Here is a 15,418-nt window from a genome sequence, read left to right on the forward strand (position 1 = left end):
CTCGTCATGTTAACGCGATCGACTCAGGCGCCGACCGGCTGTCCACAGGCTGTGGGTTCCCACAGGGTGCGGGGTAGGGAGAGGGACATGCTCGATGCCCTGTCACGCGGCATGATCCGGGCATGAGGACGAGGGCGGAGGGGGACATGACACAGACGGTGGGACGACGCGAGGGTTCTACGGCGGGGCGGGACGAGGAGCGATCGGCGGGAGCACCGGAAGAGCCGGCGGGCGGACCGCAGGAATCGGCCGGAAGGCCGCAGGAGCCTGGTGCGGAGTTGTCGGATCCTGCGGTGGAGGAGCCGTGGCGGATGCGGCGTAAGCGGCGTATCGCTGCCTACCGGCGGGCGGAGCGGGTCCTGGCGCGGCCGGGCTTTCTGGGGACGCTCCGGGAGCGGCTGGCGCTGCTGGCGGACGCGCAGGACGTGTACGACCTGGACGAGAGCGGTGACATCTACGGCAACGGGGTCGTGGAGGCCCTGGAGGAGAAGGTCGCCGGGCTGCTCGGGACGGAGGCCGCCGCCTTCTTCCCGACGGGCACCATGGCCCAGCAGGTGGCGCTGCGCTGCTGGGCGGGCCGTACGGGCGACACCACGGTGGCCCTGCACCCGCTCGCCCACCCCGAAGTCCATGAACGCAAGGCGTTCAGCCAGGTCAGCGGCTTGCGGCCGGTGCATGTGACGAGCGAGCCCCGGTTGCCCACCGCCGACGAAGTACGCGGATTCGAGGAGCCGTTCGGCGCGCTGATGCTCGAACTGCCCCTGCGCGACGCCGGTTTCGTCCTGCCCTCCTTCGAGGAGCTGGCCGAGGTCGTCGAGGCCGCGCGCGAGCGCGACGCGGTGGTGCACTTCGACGGGGCGCGCCTGTGGGAGACCACCGCCCACTTCGGCCGCCCCCTGGAGGAGATCGCGGGCCTCGCGGACAGCGTCTACGTGTCGTTCTACAAGTCCCTCGACGCGTACGGCGGTGCCGCGCTCGCGGGTCCTGCCTCCCTCGTGGAGGAGGCCAAGACCTGGCGGCACCGCTACGGCGGCCTGGTCTTCCAGCAGTTCCCGATTGCCCTGTCGGCCCTCATCGGCCTGGAGCGGGAGCTGCCCCGGCTGCCGGAGTACGTGCGCCACGCGCGCGTGGTCGCCGCCGCGCTGCGCGCGGGGTTCGCGGCGGCCGGGGTGCCGTGGGCGCATGTGCACCCCGACGTACCGGCCACCCACGAGTTCCAGGTCTGGCTGCCGTACGACGCCGACGTCCTCGCGGAGGCCGCGGTCCGGCAGGCCGAGGAGACCGGGACGCTGCTGTTCGCGGGCCCCTGGAACCGGGGCGGCCCCGGCCTGGCCTTCACCGAGGTCTCCGTACGGGCCCAGGGGCTGGAGTGGACGGCGGACGACGTGACGTCGGCCGTGACGGAGTTCGTGAAGCGGCTTCCGGGGGCGTAGCGCCCGTCCGCTCAGCCGAGGGAGCCCGAGCGGCGGCCCGGCAGCAACTGCGAAAGCGCCGTGCGCAACCGGCCGCGCGCCGGGCGGCCCGCCAGGACGGCGTGGAACCGCCGGCGGTCGTCCAGTTCGCGGACGAGCTGCCAGTCGTGGGTGCCGGGCGCGGGCGGTACGGGCTCGCCGAGGCGCTGGGCACGGTAGGTGTCGAGGAGGTACTGCTGGGTGAGGGTCATGGCGGATCGCCTCTTCGGGAAACGGGAACGGGAACGGGATCCGGAAGGCTCCGCGGCGGCCCCGGTGCCGCATCAGCCTGCATCCGCCCCGGCCACCGCGTCGTCCCGTTTGACGGCCGTCGTCAATCGGCGGCGGCGTTGTCAGCGGTGAGGTGCACTATGAATCCATGAGCGTGGAGGTGAGGCCATGAGCGTGGAGATCGACATCACGGGGCTGCGGCGGGAGAGCATCGCCGTAGTGCCGTCCCCGCTGGCCGAGCTGGGGATGGCCCTGCACGCGCTGGCCGAGCCCGGCCACCATCCCGGGCTCCGGGGCTGGGCGACCGCGGTGACCGCGGGCCTCGACTGCCATCTCGCCGACCGGATGTGCGAGGCCGACTTCCTGTGGCGTACGACGTTCTCGGACCTCTTCCTGCCGTACGCGGGACTGCCGGGCCGGGACACGCTCCCCGGTGCCACGCTCGCCGAGGACCTGGACCTCCTCGACAAGCTCGACGACGAGCAGTTCGTGAACGCGGCGCTGGAGTTCACGTGCGGGCCGCCGTACATCACGCCCGACTGGGACGCGCTCGGCGACGAGAGCGACCGTCACCGCGTCCTGGAGCTGGCCGCGGCGCGCGGCCCGCAGCAACTGCGGTTCAGCGAGCGGCTGCTGGCCGACCCGCCGCGCATCCGGGCCTGGCTGCGGCAGTTCCTCCAGGACTGTGACGAGGCGTTCTTCGCCGACATCTGGTCCCGGCTGCGCCACCAGCTCGTGGCGGACTCCCGGCACAAGACGGACCTCCTGCGGCACAAGGGCCTCGCGGAGGCGCTGACGTCGGTGTCGTCCGCGGTCACGCTCGGCGAGGCCGGGGACCGGATCGTCGTCGACAAGCTCGGCAACGGCCGCACCACCACGGGGGACGGCGGCCTGCTGCTCGTACCGACGAGCCTCGGCTGGCCGCATCTGATGGTGCTGCACCGCTACGGCTGGCAGCCGGTGCTGCACTACCCCGTCGGTTCTCCGGAGCTGACCGCCCCGACGTCGGTGGAGCAGTTGACCCTGCGGATGGCTGCCCTGGCCCATCCGGTGCGGATGCGCATGTGCCGCAACCTGGCCCGCAGCGCGTTCACCACGGGCGAGTTGGCCCAGACGCACGGCATGACGGCTCCCGAGATATCCCGCCACTTGAGCGCCCTGAAGAAGGCGGGCCTGCTCACCACGCGCCGCCGCGGCCGGTATGTGCTGCACCAACTGGACGTCACCGCGGTGGCCCGGCTGGGGAGCGACTTCCTGGAGGGGATCCTCCGGTAGCGCGGCAGGAAGCGACGGCGACCGTCGGTCGCAGCGGATGCGCGCCCTCGGTCGAACCGGATGCGCGTCGGCTCAGTCGAAGCGGATGTGCTTCAGCCCGACCTTCGCCTGCCGCAGCCGGGTCCGCAGGGCGCCGTCGTCATTGGGTACGAGCGTCAGCCCGGCCAGCGTCGCGATCCGGTCCGCCGTCCCGGGCACCGTCAAGCGGTCCGTCCACAGGTGCTCGGCGAACTCCGGCTCGCGCAGCCGCTCCAGGCAGTGGTCGAGCCGCTGGACGGCCCAGCTCTCGCCGCGCGGCTCGTAGCCCTTGCCGACGACGTACTTCAGCACCTGCCCGACCCCGCGCTCGCGCAGCCTGCGCAGCACGGTCTCCCGCTCGGCGAGCAGCGCGAAGTGCCGTACGTCGTGGCCCAGTTCGCGCAGCCGCCCGACGGTCTCCGCGTAGGCGACCGGGTCGGTCACCGTCATCGGCGCGATGATCACGCCGTCGTACCGGCGGAGCGCCAGGTCGAGGACCTCGACCACGCCCTGCCGCCAGGACGCCAAGTCCTGGAAGTCGCCGCGCAGTTCGGGCGGCAGCATGCGGCGCAGCCCGAAGCCGACGTGTTCCGGGTCGCAGACGACGCTGCCGGGCAGGCGTCGCTGGATCTCATGCGCGGTCTGTGTCTTGCCGCCCCCGAAGGGGCCGTTGAGCCACAGGAGCATGACTCAGCCGTGCCCTCCCGCCCGGACCAGACCGCTCTCGTAGGCGAGCACGACCACCTGCACCCGGTCCCTGAGCGCCAGCTTGGTCAGGATGCGGCCCACATGGGTCTTCACGGTCGCCTCGGACAGCACGAGCCGCGCCGCGATCTCCCCGTTGGACAGCCCCTGGGCGACCAGGATCATGACCTCGCGCTCGCGCTCGGTGAGCCGGGCCAGCTCCTTGTGCCGGGGCTCCTTGGCGCCGCTCGGCAGCATCGGCGCGAACCGGTCGAGGAGGCGGCGGGTGGTGGAAGGCGCGACCACGGCGTCACCACTGTGCACGGAGCGGATGGCGGTGAGCAGTTCACCGGGCGGCACGTCCTTGAGCATGAAGCCGGAGGCGCCCGCCTTCAGCCCGGAGAACGCGTACTCGTCCAGGTCGAAGGTGGTCAGGATCAGCACCTTCGGCGGGTTGGGGTCGGCGCAGATGCGGCGGGTGGTCTCCACGCCGTCGAGCTTCGGCATCCGGACGTCCATGAGGACCACGTCGACCTGGGTGGCGCGCAGCGCCTGGAGGGCCTCGACGCCGTCGCCCGCCTCCGCGACGACCTCCATGTCCGGCTGTGCGGCCAGCACCATCCGGAAGCCGGTGCGCAGCAGCACCTGGTCGTCGACGAGCATCACACGGATCGGCATGGCGGGGGTCCTCACGGTCGGCTTCGGGCGGGTGGCTGAGGCGTGTCAGGGGCGGGGGTCATGAGACTCATGAGGCTCATGAGGCGGGCTTCAGGGGCAGCAGGGCGCTGATGCGGAAGCCGCCGCCGGGGCGGGGGCCCGCGTCCAGCGTGCCTCCGACCATGCCGACGCGCTCCCGCATACCGATCAGGCCATGGCCCTGGCCGTCGGCGCCGCCCTCCTCGTACAGCTCGTGCGGGGCGCCCTTGCCGTCGTCCTCGACCAGCAGTCCGAGCCCGTCGTCGAAGTACACCAGCCGCACGCTCGCGCCGGTGTTGGGGCCCCCGTGCTTGCGCGTGTTGGTGAGCGCCTCCTGGACGATGCGGTACGCCGTCAGCTCGACGCCGCTGGGCAGCGGGCGCGGGGTGCCCTCCACCCGGAAGTCGACGGGCAGGCCCGCGCTGCGGCACTGCTCGACCAGGTCGTCGATCTGCTCGACGTCGGGCTGCGGGACGTACTCCCCGGCCTCCTTGTGCTCGCCGGTGCGCAGCACGCCGAGCAGGCGACGCATCTCGGCGAGGGCCTGGCGGCCGGTCCCCGAGATCGTCTCCAGGGCCTTCTTCGCCTGGTCGGGGGCGGCGTCGAGGACGTAGGCGGCGCCGTCGGCCTGCACCACCATCACCGAGACGTTGTGCGCGACGACGTCGTGCAGCTCGCGGGCGATACGGGCGCGCTCGGCGGCGACCGCGACCTTGGCCTGCGCCTCGCGCTCCTTCTCCAGCCGGGAGGCGCGCTCCTCGAGCTGGGCCAGGTAGGCGCGGCGGGTGCGCAGCGAGTCGCCGAGGACCCAGGCGAGGGCGAACGGGACGGTCTGGAACAGCGCTATCGCGACGTTGCCCGCCACGCTCGCGTCCTGCGGCCAGCGCACCTGCGAGATCGTTCCGGCGGCCAGGCCGCCGATCAGGCCGACGCGGGAGGCCCAGCGGGAGCCGGTGGCGGCGACCGTGTAGATGATCACCAGCATCGCGAAGTCCGCGATCATCGACTGCTCGTCCAGGACCACCTGTGCCACGCCCGTCGCGACGGCCACGAGGAGCATCTTCTCCGGCATACGGCGGCGCAGCGCGACCACCACGGACAGCACGGCGGAGATCGCGAGCCCGCCGACCCGCGTCCCGTGGTGGTCCGACGCCCCGTTGACGTTCGTCACACCCACGCAGGACAGCCCGAACAGGACGACGGCCCAGAAACTGTCGACCCATGTCGGGTGCCTGCGGATGAAGTCATAGAGGCGCTGCACGTAACCCAGGGTAGGAAGTGCTGTGTGTGCAGGGGTCAACCGGAGGGTCGATCCGGAGCGGTCGCGCGTACTCCGCAAGGTGGATGCCCGCCTGATCCCGGCCGGTCCAGGTGCGCCGGGCGCGCACGCCGGAGCGTGCGGCCGACCGGTGGAGGGCACCGCCACGCCTAGCCTGGCCTCGTGGCACACAAGGCGAACAAGGCGAACGGTGAGTGGCGCGGCTGGCGGGCGGCGGCCGAGGAGGCGCTGTACGGGGCGGACGGGTTCTACCGGCGGCCCGAGGGACCCGCGGGGCACTTCCGTACGTCCGTGCACGCCTCGCCGCTGTTCGCCGCCGCCGTGGCCCGGCTGCTGTGCCGGCTGGACGAGGCGCTGGGACGGCCTCCTGGGCTCGACTTCGTCGACCTGGGGGCCGGACGGGGCGAGCTGGCCGCCGGGGTCCTCGGCGCGCTGCCCCCGGACGTCGGCGCCCGGGTACGGGTGCACGCCGTCGAGATCGCCGACCGGCCCGAGGGCCTCGACCCCCGGATCGCCTGGCGCGACGCGCCGCCCGAGCGGATCACAGGGCTGCTGTTCGCCAACGAGTGGCTGGACAACGTACCGGTCGAGGTCGCGGAGGCGGACTCCGACGGCGTACGGCGTCGGGTCCTCGTACGGGAGGACGGGACCGAGCGCCTCGGCGACCCGGTCGCGGGCGCGGCGGCGGAGTGGCTGGCGCGCTGGTGGCCGCTGCCCGGCGAGGGACTGCCGACCGAGGGGCTGCGTGCCGAGATCGGGCTGCCCAGGGACGCCGCCTGGGCCGACGCCGTCGCCACCGTGGACCGGGGGCTCGCCGTCGCCGTCGACTACGCGCACCACGCCGCGGCCCGGCCGCCCTTCGGGACGCTCACCGGGTTCCGCGCGGGCCGGGAGACCGCGCCCGTGCCGGACGGCTCGTGCGACATCACGGCGCATGTGGCGCTGGACGCGTGCGCCCTGCCGGGTGCCCGGCTGCTGACCCAGCGCGCCGCACTGCACGCCCTGGGCATCACCGGCGCACGCCCCGCGCTCGCACTCGCGTCCACCGACCCGGCGGCCTACGTACGCGCCCTCGCCCGAGCCGGAGCCGCCGCGGAACTCACCGCGCCGGGCGGCCTCGGCGACTTCGGCTGGCTGCTCCAGCCCGTCGGGCTCGCGGACGCCTCGCTCGCGGGACTACTTGTCGATGTCCCCGACCACGAAGAAGAGTGACCCGAGGATCGCCACCATGTCCGCCACCAGCGTCCCCGGCAGCAGCTCGGTCAGGGCCTGGATGTTGTTGTACGAGGCCGAGCGCAGCTTCAGCCGGTACGGCGTCTTCTCGCCCTTGCTGACCAGGTAGTAGCCGTTGATGCCGAGCGGGTTCTCGGTCCAGGCGTAGGTGTGGCCCTCGGGCGCCTTGAGCACCTTCGGCAGCCGCTGGTTGACCGGCCCGGCCGGCAGCTCCGCCAGTCGGTCCAAGCAGGCGTCGGCCAGGTCGAGCGCGTTGTGCGTCTGCTCCAGCAGGCACTCGAAGCGCGCCAGACAGTCGCCCTCCTGCCGGGTGACGACCCGCAGCGTGTCCTGAAGCTCCCCGTACGCCAGATACGGCTCGTCCCGGCGCAGGTCGAAGTCCACACCGCTGGCACGCGCGATGGGCCCGCTCACGCCGTACGCGTGCACGGCCTCGGGCGCCAGGACGCCCACGCCGCGCGTGCGCCCCCGGAAGATCTCGTTGCCGAGCACCAGGTCGTCGAACCGGTCCATGCGGGAGCGCACATCGGCGACCGCCGCACGCGCGCGTGTGGTCCACCCGGCGGGCAGGTCCTCCTTGAGGCCGCCGACACGGTTGAACATGTAGTGCATCCGCCCGCCGGAGATCTCCTCCATGACGTTCTGGAGTTCCTCGCGCTCGTGGAAGGCGTAGAACACCGGGGTGATGCCGCCCAGCTCCAGCGGGTACGAGCCGAGGAACATCAGGTGGTTCAGCACGCGGTTCAGCTCGGCGAGGAGCGTACGCAGCCACACCGCGCGCCCGGGGACCTCCATGCCGAGCATCCGCTCGACGGCCAGGACCACGCCCAGTTCGTTCGAGAACGCGGAGAGCCAGTCGTGGCGGTTGGCGAGCATGATGATCTGGCGGTAGTCCCGCGCCTCGAAGAGCTTCTCCGCGCCGCGGTGCATATAGCCGATGACGGGCTCCGCGTGCGTGATCCGCTCTCCGTCCAGCACGAGCCGCAGCCGCAGCACACCGTGGGTGGAGGGGTGCTGGGGGCCGATGTTGAGCACCATGTCGGTGCTCTCCGCGGCGCCGCCGATCCCGACCGTGGTCTCCGTCGTAGGAGTCATGGCTCCAGTCTCTCGTACGGACGCCCGGGGTACGGAAACGGGGACCGGGGGCGGACGGCCCCCGGTCCCCGTTTCCGCGGCTCAGGAAGCGGCGGTGGTGCGCAGCTTCTGGATGTCCTGGATGTCGATCCGCTCCGTCTCGTCATGCGCCGTCAGGTCGATGACCTGAGGGACGGCGTGCCCCTTCGGCTCGGCGGGCTCGGCGCCGGACGCGGACTCCGCCTGGTGCGCGGCGAGCGCCTCCTGGCCGACGACGTCCGCGAGGTCCTCGTGCTGCACGGCGTCCAGGGACTCCGGGGTCTCCTGGTGCTCCGAGGCCTCCCGAGGCTCCGGGGAGTCCTGCTCCTTCTGCCTGCCGAAGAAGTCGAAGCCGCCCTCGACGGCCTGACGCCGTCGCGGCGTCGACGGGACGACGGCCACGGCGGTCGACACGGGGAGGTTCCCCGCGCGCTGGGTCGGCCGCGCGAGAGCCGGCAGGTGCCGCGCGGCCGGGGCGGGCGCGTGCTCCGGCCCGGCGGCCGGGGCGTCCCCTTCCGCCGCGTCGTCCTCCTGCGCGGACGCGCTCGCCGATGCGACGTCCTGCTCGCTCGCCGACGTGGCGTCCTGCTCCGGTGCGCCGGTGTTCCGTCCGGCGAGCCGCTCCAGGGCCGCGTCGGCCCGCGCGAAGAGCGAGGAGCCCGCCGCGGAGAACGCCCGCACGGTTGACGGCTCCGCCGAGGGCGCGGCCTCCGCGCCGGACGTGCTCTGTGCCGACGGCAGCGCGTGCGTCGGAGCGGTCGTCTCGATCGCCAGCAGGCGGCGGCCCTCCAGGGCGCTGGCCCGCTCCGTCTCGGCCGTGGCGTACCGCCGCAGGAGCGCCGCGTGTTCGTTGCGCAGCTTCGCCAGCTCCGCGCGCTTGGCCCGCAGCTTGTGCTCCAGCTTGGTGCGCAGTTCGCGCGACTCCTCCAGGTCGGTCTCCAGCTCGGCGACCCGCTCCTCATGGCGCCACTCGTCGTTCGCCTGCGCGCGCGTGAGATCGGCGACGTGTTTGGTCGCGGCGACATCCCAGCGACGCATGATGAAGGAGCCGACGACCGTCGTCATCGCGGCACCCGCGGCCAGCCCGCGGAGCAGCATCGGCTCCGTGAACAGCCAGGGCGCCACGGCGCAGACGATCGAGACGCCGGCGATCACCGAGGGGGGCAGCGTCCTGTGCAAGGGCGGGGAATGACGGTGACGTCCACGTGGCATGGCCAGAAACTTACCGCGCGTAGAGGGATGATGGGGCGCCACCTGGTAAAAACGCGGCGACCGGGGGGCTTTCGGCACCGTCGGCACGTACCGGAAACGGAACATCCGCGTCCGGAATCCGGTGCAATTCCCTTGCCGCGGGCCCGTCGTGTACGCCTGAGGACCGCATCGGCGCCCCCGCACAGGCCTTCTGACGCACCGCAAGGCACGGTCGAGAACCGGCGCGACAACTTACAAGATCATTTCTCGCCAGTCCATCGCCCGGTCCGTCGGCCCTCCTGCGGATCACGCGGATCACGCGGAATTCCCCGCACCACCCGCGCATTCACTCACTCAGCGATCGCTGAGCCGTCCGCTCAGCCACTGCAGCGCTCCCGGGATCTCGCGCCGCCAGGTGTTGAAGTTGTGGCCGCCGCTGTCGAGGATGATCGACGAGATCCGGGTCACCCCTTTGGCCTGCACCTGCCCTATGAACTTGAGCGTGGACCGATAGTTGGCCTCGCCGACCCGGCTGCTGCTGACGAGCAGTGAGGTGTCCGGCGGCGGCAGGTACTTGAGACACCACCACAGGTCCGCGTGGTTCCGCAGCGCCGTGTCGCCGTGGAAGAGATCGCCGGTGGTCGGGTCGATCGGCGCCGTGTAGTACGGCGACAGGCCCGCCGCGGCGGCGTACACCTTCGGGTGGTGCATCGCCAGCTTCAGCGCGCAGTACCCGCCCGTGGAGTCGCCGATGACGCCCCAGCTCCCGGGCTTCTTGCCCACCCGGTAGTGGGCCATGACCGCGTCGGGCAGGTCCCTCTCGAAGAACGTCTCGGTCTGCGGCCCGCCCGGCACGTTCACGCACTCCGTGTCGCGCGGCGGCGCCACCGTCGGCCGCAGCATCACGAGGATCATCGGCTGCATCTTCCCGGTCTTGGCCAGCTCGTGCGCCGTCTGGGGGTAGTGCAGCCCCTTGATGAGCGCCTGCGCCGTCCCCGGGTAGCCGGTGAGGACCACGGTCGCGGGGAAGGTCCGCGTGCGGTACTGGGGCTGGAAGTACTCCGGCGGCAGATACACGAACGCGGGCGACGCGATACGGGTCTTGCGGCCCACGATGTCGACCTTCTGGATCTGGCCCCCGATCTGTGGCCGCGCGCCCCCCGTCACGTTCACCTCCTGGGTGTCCGTCACCTGGAGCGGGCCGGCTCGCGACCCGGCGGCGTTGTGGTCGACCACCACGCCCTGGCCGCTCTCCTGCCCGAACAGGTCCGCCCAGCTCGCGTAGAACCCGAACGCCTGGTTGGCGGCGAGCCCGATGGAGGAGAAGATCATCAGCTGGGTGGCGAACAGCAGACCGACACGTCCGGTGACGGCCCGCCAGCTCCGCCGTGCGAGCCGCGGCCAGTACCAGACCGTGCCGACGAACAGCAGTACGGCGCACACGACCGAGAGTGCCAGCACCTTGTTGCTCGTGAGACCCATGGGCTCCCCTGCCTGCGCTTTCCGTCCGTGGGAGTCTCCCTCACACCTTCGCGAGGGCTTGCCCCGGCCTTTCCTTCGGCTTTGAAACGGCTTTGACATGGGGAGTGAACCTCGCTCCCCGAGACAGCGTCCTAGAGGGCGCAATGTCGCCGGATGTCTTGATCGGCACCGGGCTCAAGGTCTCTCGAAGAACTACGGAACGCGATGTCTGTCAGGATAGATGGGGAATTGTCGGGCGAGGTTCCGGGGCGGTCGCAGGTGATCCGGCGCATACTCCGTGGCCCACGCCCCGAAGTGGTCCCTGCTCTGATCGCCAGGGCGTGCACGCTCGTGGGCGTCCTGGACGTCGCGGCAGGGGTGTTCCCTCGCTTCCGCAACAGCCGTATGCACCGCCTGGCCGAGGTCCTGCCCGGTGCGCTCGGCCCGTTCGCGGCGGCCCTGTCGCTGAGTGTCGGCATCCTGTTGCTGCTCCTCGCGCACGGGCTGCGGCGACGCAAGCGCCGGGCCTGGCGGGCAGCCGTGCTGCTGCTGCCGGCGGGCGCGGTGGCGCAGTTCGCCTACCGTCACTCGATCATCGGCGTGCTCATCTCGGTGGCGCTGCTGCTGCCCCTGCTGCTGCACCGCGGCGAGTTCGTGGCCCTGCCCGATCCCCGCAGCCGCTGGCGCGCGCTCGCCAACTTCGTCCTGATGAGCGCCGGTTCGCTGGGGCTCGGCCTGGTCATCGTCAGCGTCCACCCGCACCGCACGGTCGGCGACCCGAGCCTGTCCGAGCGCATCGCCCACGTCCTGTACGGCCTCCTCGGCTTCGAGGGCCCGGTCGACTACACCGGCAACACCTCCTGGACGGTGGGCTTCTCGCTCGGCGCGCTCGGCCTGCTGACCGCGGTCACCACGATCTACCTCGCCTTCCGCCCTGAGCACCCGGCCGCCCGGCTCACCGAGGAGGACGAGGCGCGGCTGCGCGCCCTGCTGGCCAAGCACGGCGGCCGGGACTCCCTCGGCCACTTCGCGCTCCGCCGGGACAAGGCGGTCGTCTTCTCACCGAGCGGCAAGGCGGCGGTGACGTACCGCGTGGTCTCGGGCGTGATGCTGGCCAGCGGCGACCCCATCGGCGACGTGGAGGCCTGGCCCGGCGCCATCGAGCGCTTCATGGACGAGGCGAAGGCCCACTCCTGGACCCCCGCGGTCCTCGGCTGCTCCGAGACGGGCGGCGAGGTGTGGACCCGCGAGACCGGCCTGGACGCCCTCGAACTGGGCGACGAGGCGGTGGTGGACGTCGCGGGTTTCTCCCTCGCCGGCCGTGCGATGCGCAACGTGCGCCAGATGGTGAAGCGCATCGAGCGCGCCGGCTACGAAACCCGGGTACGGCGCATCCGTGACCTCGGCGAGGGAGAACTGGAGCGCATACGGCACGCCGCCGAGGACTGGCGCGGTACGGACACCGAGCGCGGCTTCTCCATGGCGCTCGGCCGCATCGGCGACCCGGCCGACGGTGACTGCCTGATCGCCACGGCCCACCGGGTCGACGGGCAGGGCGAGGCGGGGTCGAGCCCCTACGGCGATCTGAAGGCGATCCTGCACTTCGTTCCCTGGGGTACCAAGGGGGCCTCACTGGACCTGATGCGCCGCGACCGCTCGGCGGACCCGGGCATGAACGAACTGCTGATCGTGGCCGCGCTCCAGGCCGCCCCCAAGTTCGGTATCGAGCACGTCTCGCTGAACTTCGCGAACTTCCGCTCGGCGCTGGCGCGCGGCGAGAAGATCGGCGCGGGCCCGGTGCTGCGGATGTGGCGGAGCCTGCTGCTCTTCCTCTCCCGCTGGTTCCAGATCGAGTCGCTGTACAAGTTCAACGCGAAGTTCCAGCCCCGCTGGGAGCCGCGCTTCGTGATCTACGCGTCCTCCCGCGACCTTCCGCGCATCGGTCTGGCGGCCATGCGCGCCGAGGGCTTCGTGAACGTGGCGCTCCCGCATCTGCTGCGCCGCAGGCCCCGTTCCACGCCTCCGTGCGCGCACGCGCGAGCGGACCGGGGCGCGGAGGCCACGGGCAGGGTCTGATCCACGCCCCGGCCTCCCCGCCGGTCCCCGGCCCCCAGTGGCCCGCCCCCGCGAGCGGAGCGCGGGGATGCCGGGGGCCTACGCTGAACGTATGAGCACGAAGACCGGGCGGGGCCACGTGGCAGGCCTTCCGACATGGGACCGCTGCGCGGTCATGGGTGTCGTCAACGTCACCCCCGACTCCTTCTCCGACGGTGGCCGCTGGTTCGACACCGCCACCGCCGTCAAGCACGGCCTCGACCTGGTCGCCGAGGGCGCCGACCTCGTCGACGTCGGCGGCGAGTCCACCCGGCCCGGCGCCCCCCGCGTCGACGAGGCCGAGGAGCTGCGACGTGTCATACCCGTCGTGCGCGGCCTCGCCGCCGAGGGCGTCACGGTCTCCGTGGACACCATGCGCGCCTCCGTCGCCGAACAGGCCCTCGCCGCCGGTGCCGCGCTCGTCAACGACGTCAGCGGCGGCCTCGCCGACCCCGCGATGATCCCGGTCGTCGCGGCGGCGGACGCCCCCTTCGTGGTCATGCACTGGCGCGGCATCCTCCAGGGCGACGGCATCAAGGGCGCCTACGCGGACGTCGTCGGCGAGGTCGTCGACGAGCTGCACGCGCGCGTGGCGGCGGTGCTGGAGGGCGGCGTCGCCCCCGACCGGATCGTCATCGACCCCGGCCTCGGCTTCTCCAAGGAGGCCGAGCACGACCTGGTCCTCCTCGCCCATCTCGACCGCCTGCTCGCGCTCGGCCACCCGCTGCTGGTCGCCGCCTCCCGCAAGCGGTTCCTGGGGCACGTCCTGGCCGGTCCGGACGGCGCCCCGCCGCCCGCGCGGGAGCGCGACGCCGCCACGGCCGCCGTCTCCGCGCTCGCCGCCCAGGCCGGAGCGTGGGCCGTACGCGTGCACGAGGTGCGCGCGACAGCGGACGCGGTCCGCGTGGCACACGCCATCGAGGTGGCCCGCGCGTCGGACCGCGCACCCGGCACCGGCACCTCCGAAGGAGCCCGGTGAGCCAGGCCCACACCGACGTCGAACAGGTCGAGCAGGCCAACACCGCCTTCTACGAGGCCCTGGAGCAGGGCGACTTCGAGACGCTGTCCACGCTCTGGCTGACGCCCGCCGACCTGGGCGTCGACGAGGAGTACCACGACCCGGCCGACACCGGGGTGATCTCCTGCGTCCATCCCGGCTGGCCGGTGCTGACCGGCCGCGGCGAGGTCCTCCGGTCGTACGCGCTGATCATGGCGAACACCGACTACATCCAGTTCTTCCTCACCGATGTGCATGTCTCCGTGACCGGTGACACCGCCCTGGTGACCTGCACCGAGAACATCCTCAGCGGAGGCCCGGCCCCGGACGACGGCGCCGAGCTGGGCCCGCTCGTCGGCCAGCTCGTGGTCGCCACGAACGTGTTCCGCCGCACCGCGGAAGGCTGGAAGCTCTGGTCGCACCACGCCTCCCCGGTCCTGGCCGAGTCGAACGACGACGAGGAGGACTCCGCCCCGTGAGCGGGTTCCCGGTGGCGGCGGGCGCTGCGAGTGGCCGGAATCACCTGGCCCCGGCTTGGGCGGCCGCCGCCGCGTGCGCCATCGTGTTTCCCAGGGAAACGCCCGGTGAACCCTCGCGGCCGTCTTGCGAGCGGACGCCTTCGCGGGCCACCGCTGTCAGTGCCCGCCGGTAGATTCGTTCGAGACCGGTGAGCCGACCGCACGCGGTGACCACCGCCGCTTACCGACGATTGCAGGAGTGATTCGCGTGGATCGTGTCGCGCTGCGCGGCCTGAGGGCCCGAGGCCACCACGGGGTGTTCCCCGAGGAGCGCGCGAAGGGCCAGACCTTCGTCGTGGACCTCGTCCTGGGCCTGGACACCCGGCCGGCCGCCGCCGCCGACGATCTGACGAAGACCGTGCACTACGGCGTCGTGGCGGAGGAGGTCGTGGCCCTCGTCGAAGGAGAACCCGTCGATCTCCTCGAGACGCTCGCCGAGCGCATCGCCCGCTCCTGCCTCGCGCACTCCCCGGTCCAGGAGGTCGAGGTGTGTGTACACAAACCGGAGGCACCGATCACGGTCCCCTTCGACGACGTGACCGTCACGATCACCCGGAGCCGAGTATGACCGCCTTCTTCCCCCAGGGTCAGAGCGACCCGACCGTACAACCGGTGCCCGCCTCCGTGGTGGAACGCGTCGACGCCGCCGACACGACCCTCCAGAACCCCCGCCGCGCGGTGATCTCCCTGGGGTCGAACCTGGGCAATCGCCTGGAGACGCTCCAGGGCGCCATCGACGCCCTGGAGGACACCCCGGGCGTCCGCGTCAAGGCCGTCTCTCCCGTGTACGAGACGGAGCCCTGGGGCGTGGACCCCGGCAGCCAGCCCTCGTACTTCAACGCCGTCGTCGTCGTGAAGACGACCCTGCCCCCGTCCTCGCTGCTGGAGCGGGCGCATGCCGTGGAGGAGGCCTTCCGCCGGGTGCGGGACGAACGGTGGGGCCCGCGCACGCTCGACATGGACATCATCACGTACGCGGATGTCGTCTCCGACGACCCCGTGCTGACGCTCCCCCACCCGCGCGCCCATGAGCGGGCGTTCGTCCTCGCGCCGTGGCACGACCTGGACCCCGAGGCCCAGCTCCCCGGCCGCGGCCCGGTGGCCGACCTGCTCGCCCTGGTCACCCGCGCCGGTGTCACGCCCCGCCCCGACCTGGAACTCCGGCTGCCCGAGTAGT

The 15,418-nt window shown here is 72.2% G+C and carries 15 protein-coding genes; 8 read left to right on the forward strand and 7 right to left on the reverse strand.

Features of this window, described 5'->3' with window-relative positions; genetic code table 11:
• Nucleotides 1-146 precede the first annotated feature (146 nt).
• Nucleotides 147-1,433, forward strand: coding sequence for a threonine aldolase family protein (locus tag ACZ60T_RS31905; RefSeq protein WP_469669121.1), 1,287 nt, complete (start codon nucleotides 147-149; stop codon nucleotides 1,431-1,433).
• A gap of 11 nt (nucleotides 1,434-1,444) precedes the next feature.
• Here ACZ60T_RS31905 and ACZ60T_RS31910 read toward each other — a convergent pair whose 3' ends face one another.
• A complete protein-coding gene (locus ACZ60T_RS31910) occupies nucleotides 1,445-1,663 on the reverse strand; it encodes a hypothetical protein (protein ID WP_469669123.1) in 219 nt (72 codons plus the stop codon).
• A gap of 187 nt (nucleotides 1,664-1,850) precedes the next feature.
• Here ACZ60T_RS31910 and ACZ60T_RS31915 point away from each other — a divergent pair, with 187 nt between their 5' ends.
• Nucleotides 1,851-2,957: a DUF5937 family protein gene (locus ACZ60T_RS31915; RefSeq protein ID WP_365631645.1), complete on the forward strand. Its 1,107-nt coding sequence runs from the start codon at nucleotides 1,851-1,853 to the stop codon at nucleotides 2,955-2,957.
• 72 nt (nucleotides 2,958-3,029) lie between these two features.
• Here ACZ60T_RS31915 and ACZ60T_RS31920 read toward each other — a convergent pair whose 3' ends face one another.
• From ACZ60T_RS31920 to ACZ60T_RS31930, 3 genes are all read right to left on the reverse strand, one after another.
• The gene (locus tag ACZ60T_RS31920) at nucleotides 3,030-3,662 is read right to left on the reverse strand and encodes an AAA family ATPase (protein WP_365631643.1); all 633 of its coding nucleotides are present in this window, start codon (nucleotides 3,660-3,662) and stop codon (nucleotides 3,030-3,032) included.
• Nucleotides 3,663-3,665: 3 nt separating this feature from the next.
• Nucleotides 3,666-4,337, reverse strand: coding sequence for a response regulator transcription factor (locus ACZ60T_RS31925; protein ID WP_365631641.1), 672 nt, complete (start codon nucleotides 4,335-4,337; stop codon nucleotides 3,666-3,668).
• Nucleotides 4,338-4,413: 76 nt separating this feature from the next.
• On the reverse strand, nucleotides 4,414-5,616 hold the full coding sequence (locus ACZ60T_RS31930) for a sensor histidine kinase (protein ID WP_365631639.1): 1,203 nt from the start codon (nucleotides 5,614-5,616) through the stop codon (nucleotides 4,414-4,416).
• A gap of 180 nt (nucleotides 5,617-5,796) precedes the next feature.
• Between ACZ60T_RS31930 and ACZ60T_RS31935 the strand changes: the two genes are divergently transcribed.
• The gene (locus tag ACZ60T_RS31935) at nucleotides 5,797-6,846 is read left to right on the forward strand and encodes an SAM-dependent methyltransferase (RefSeq protein WP_469669126.1); all 1,050 of its coding nucleotides are present in this window, start codon (nucleotides 5,797-5,799) and stop codon (nucleotides 6,844-6,846) included.
• Here ACZ60T_RS31935 and ACZ60T_RS31940 read toward each other — a convergent pair.
• The 3 genes from ACZ60T_RS31940 to ACZ60T_RS31950 all read right to left on the reverse strand — a co-directional run bounded on the left by ACZ60T_RS31940 (nucleotide 6,811) and on the right by ACZ60T_RS31950 (nucleotide 10,653).
• On the reverse strand, nucleotides 6,811-7,962 hold the full coding sequence (locus ACZ60T_RS31940; protein WP_469669128.1) for an NADH-quinone oxidoreductase subunit D: 1,152 nt from the start codon (nucleotides 7,960-7,962) through the stop codon (nucleotides 6,811-6,813). The genes ACZ60T_RS31935 and ACZ60T_RS31940 overlap by 36 nt on opposite strands.
• A gap of 81 nt (nucleotides 7,963-8,043) precedes the next feature.
• Nucleotides 8,044-9,192: a hypothetical protein gene (locus ACZ60T_RS31945; RefSeq protein WP_469669130.1), complete on the reverse strand. Its 1,149-nt coding sequence runs from the start codon at nucleotides 9,190-9,192 to the stop codon at nucleotides 8,044-8,046.
• A 333-nt stretch (nucleotides 9,193-9,525) separates the two neighbouring features.
• On the reverse strand, nucleotides 9,526-10,653 hold the full coding sequence (locus ACZ60T_RS31950; RefSeq protein WP_469669132.1) for an alpha/beta hydrolase: 1,128 nt from the start codon (nucleotides 10,651-10,653) through the stop codon (nucleotides 9,526-9,528).
• Nucleotides 10,654-10,881: 228 nt separating this feature from the next.
• Between ACZ60T_RS31950 and ACZ60T_RS31955 the strand changes: the two genes are divergently transcribed.
• From ACZ60T_RS31955 to folK, 5 genes are all read left to right on the forward strand, one after another.
• A complete protein-coding gene (locus ACZ60T_RS31955) occupies nucleotides 10,882-12,708 on the forward strand; it encodes a phosphatidylglycerol lysyltransferase domain-containing protein (RefSeq protein ID WP_469669134.1) in 1,827 nt (608 codons plus the stop codon).
• Between the two features lie 91 nt (nucleotides 12,709-12,799).
• Nucleotides 12,800-13,705, forward strand: a complete 906-nt coding sequence (gene folP, locus ACZ60T_RS31960) for a dihydropteroate synthase (protein WP_469669136.1) — start codon at nucleotides 12,800-12,802, stop codon at nucleotides 13,703-13,705.
• Nucleotides 13,702-14,202, forward strand: a complete 501-nt coding sequence (locus tag ACZ60T_RS31965) for a nuclear transport factor 2 family protein (RefSeq protein WP_469669138.1) — start codon at nucleotides 13,702-13,704, stop codon at nucleotides 14,200-14,202. The genes folP and ACZ60T_RS31965 overlap by 4 nt, the downstream gene beginning before the upstream one ends.
• 247 nt (nucleotides 14,203-14,449) lie before the next feature.
• Complete coding sequence (gene folB, locus ACZ60T_RS31970; protein ID WP_365631624.1) at nucleotides 14,450-14,809, forward strand: dihydroneopterin aldolase; 360 nt, start codon at nucleotides 14,450-14,452, stop codon at nucleotides 14,807-14,809.
• The gene (gene folK / locus ACZ60T_RS31975; RefSeq protein ID WP_365631622.1) at nucleotides 14,806-15,417 is read left to right on the forward strand and encodes a 2-amino-4-hydroxy-6-hydroxymethyldihydropteridine diphosphokinase; all 612 of its coding nucleotides are present in this window, start codon (nucleotides 14,806-14,808) and stop codon (nucleotides 15,415-15,417) included. The genes folB and folK overlap by 4 nt, the downstream gene beginning before the upstream one ends.
• Nucleotide 15,418: the final 1 nt, after the last annotated feature.

It is taken from the genome of Streptomyces sp. NPDC104371 (assembly GCF_055583785.1).

What these genes read in the sequence shown, in the direction of transcription:
- ACZ60T_RS31925 (WP_365631641.1), bottom strand. Translation starts at nt 4,337, where the DNA reads ATGCCGATCCGTGTGATGCTCGTCGACGACCAGGTGCTGCTGCGCACC.
- ACZ60T_RS31945 (WP_469669130.1), bottom strand. Translation starts at nt 9,192, where the DNA reads ATGCCACGTGGACGTCACCGTCATTCCCCGCCCTTGCACAGGACGCTG.
- folK (WP_365631622.1), top strand. Translation starts at nt 14,806, where the DNA reads ATGACCGCCTTCTTCCCCCAGGGTCAGAGCGACCCGACCGTACAACCG.
- ACZ60T_RS31950 (WP_469669132.1), bottom strand. Translation starts at nt 10,653, where the DNA reads ATGGGTCTCACGAGCAACAAGGTGCTGGCACTCTCGGTCGTGTGCGCC.
- ACZ60T_RS31940 (WP_469669128.1), bottom strand. Translation starts at nt 7,962, where the DNA reads ATGACTCCTACGACGGAGACCACGGTCGGGATCGGCGGCGCCGCGGAG.
- ACZ60T_RS31915 (WP_365631645.1), top strand. Translation starts at nt 1,851, where the DNA reads ATGAGCGTGGAGATCGACATCACGGGGCTGCGGCGGGAGAGCATCGCC.
- ACZ60T_RS31910 (WP_469669123.1), bottom strand. Translation starts at nt 1,663, where the DNA reads ATGACCCTCACCCAGCAGTACCTCCTCGACACCTACCGTGCCCAGCGC.
- ACZ60T_RS31905 (WP_469669121.1), top strand. Translation starts at nt 147, where the DNA reads ATGACACAGACGGTGGGACGACGCGAGGGTTCTACGGCGGGGCGGGAC.
- ACZ60T_RS31920 (WP_365631643.1), bottom strand. Translation starts at nt 3,662, where the DNA reads ATGCTCCTGTGGCTCAACGGCCCCTTCGGGGGCGGCAAGACACAGACC.
- folP (WP_469669136.1), top strand. Translation starts at nt 12,800, where the DNA reads ATGAGCACGAAGACCGGGCGGGGCCACGTGGCAGGCCTTCCGACATGG.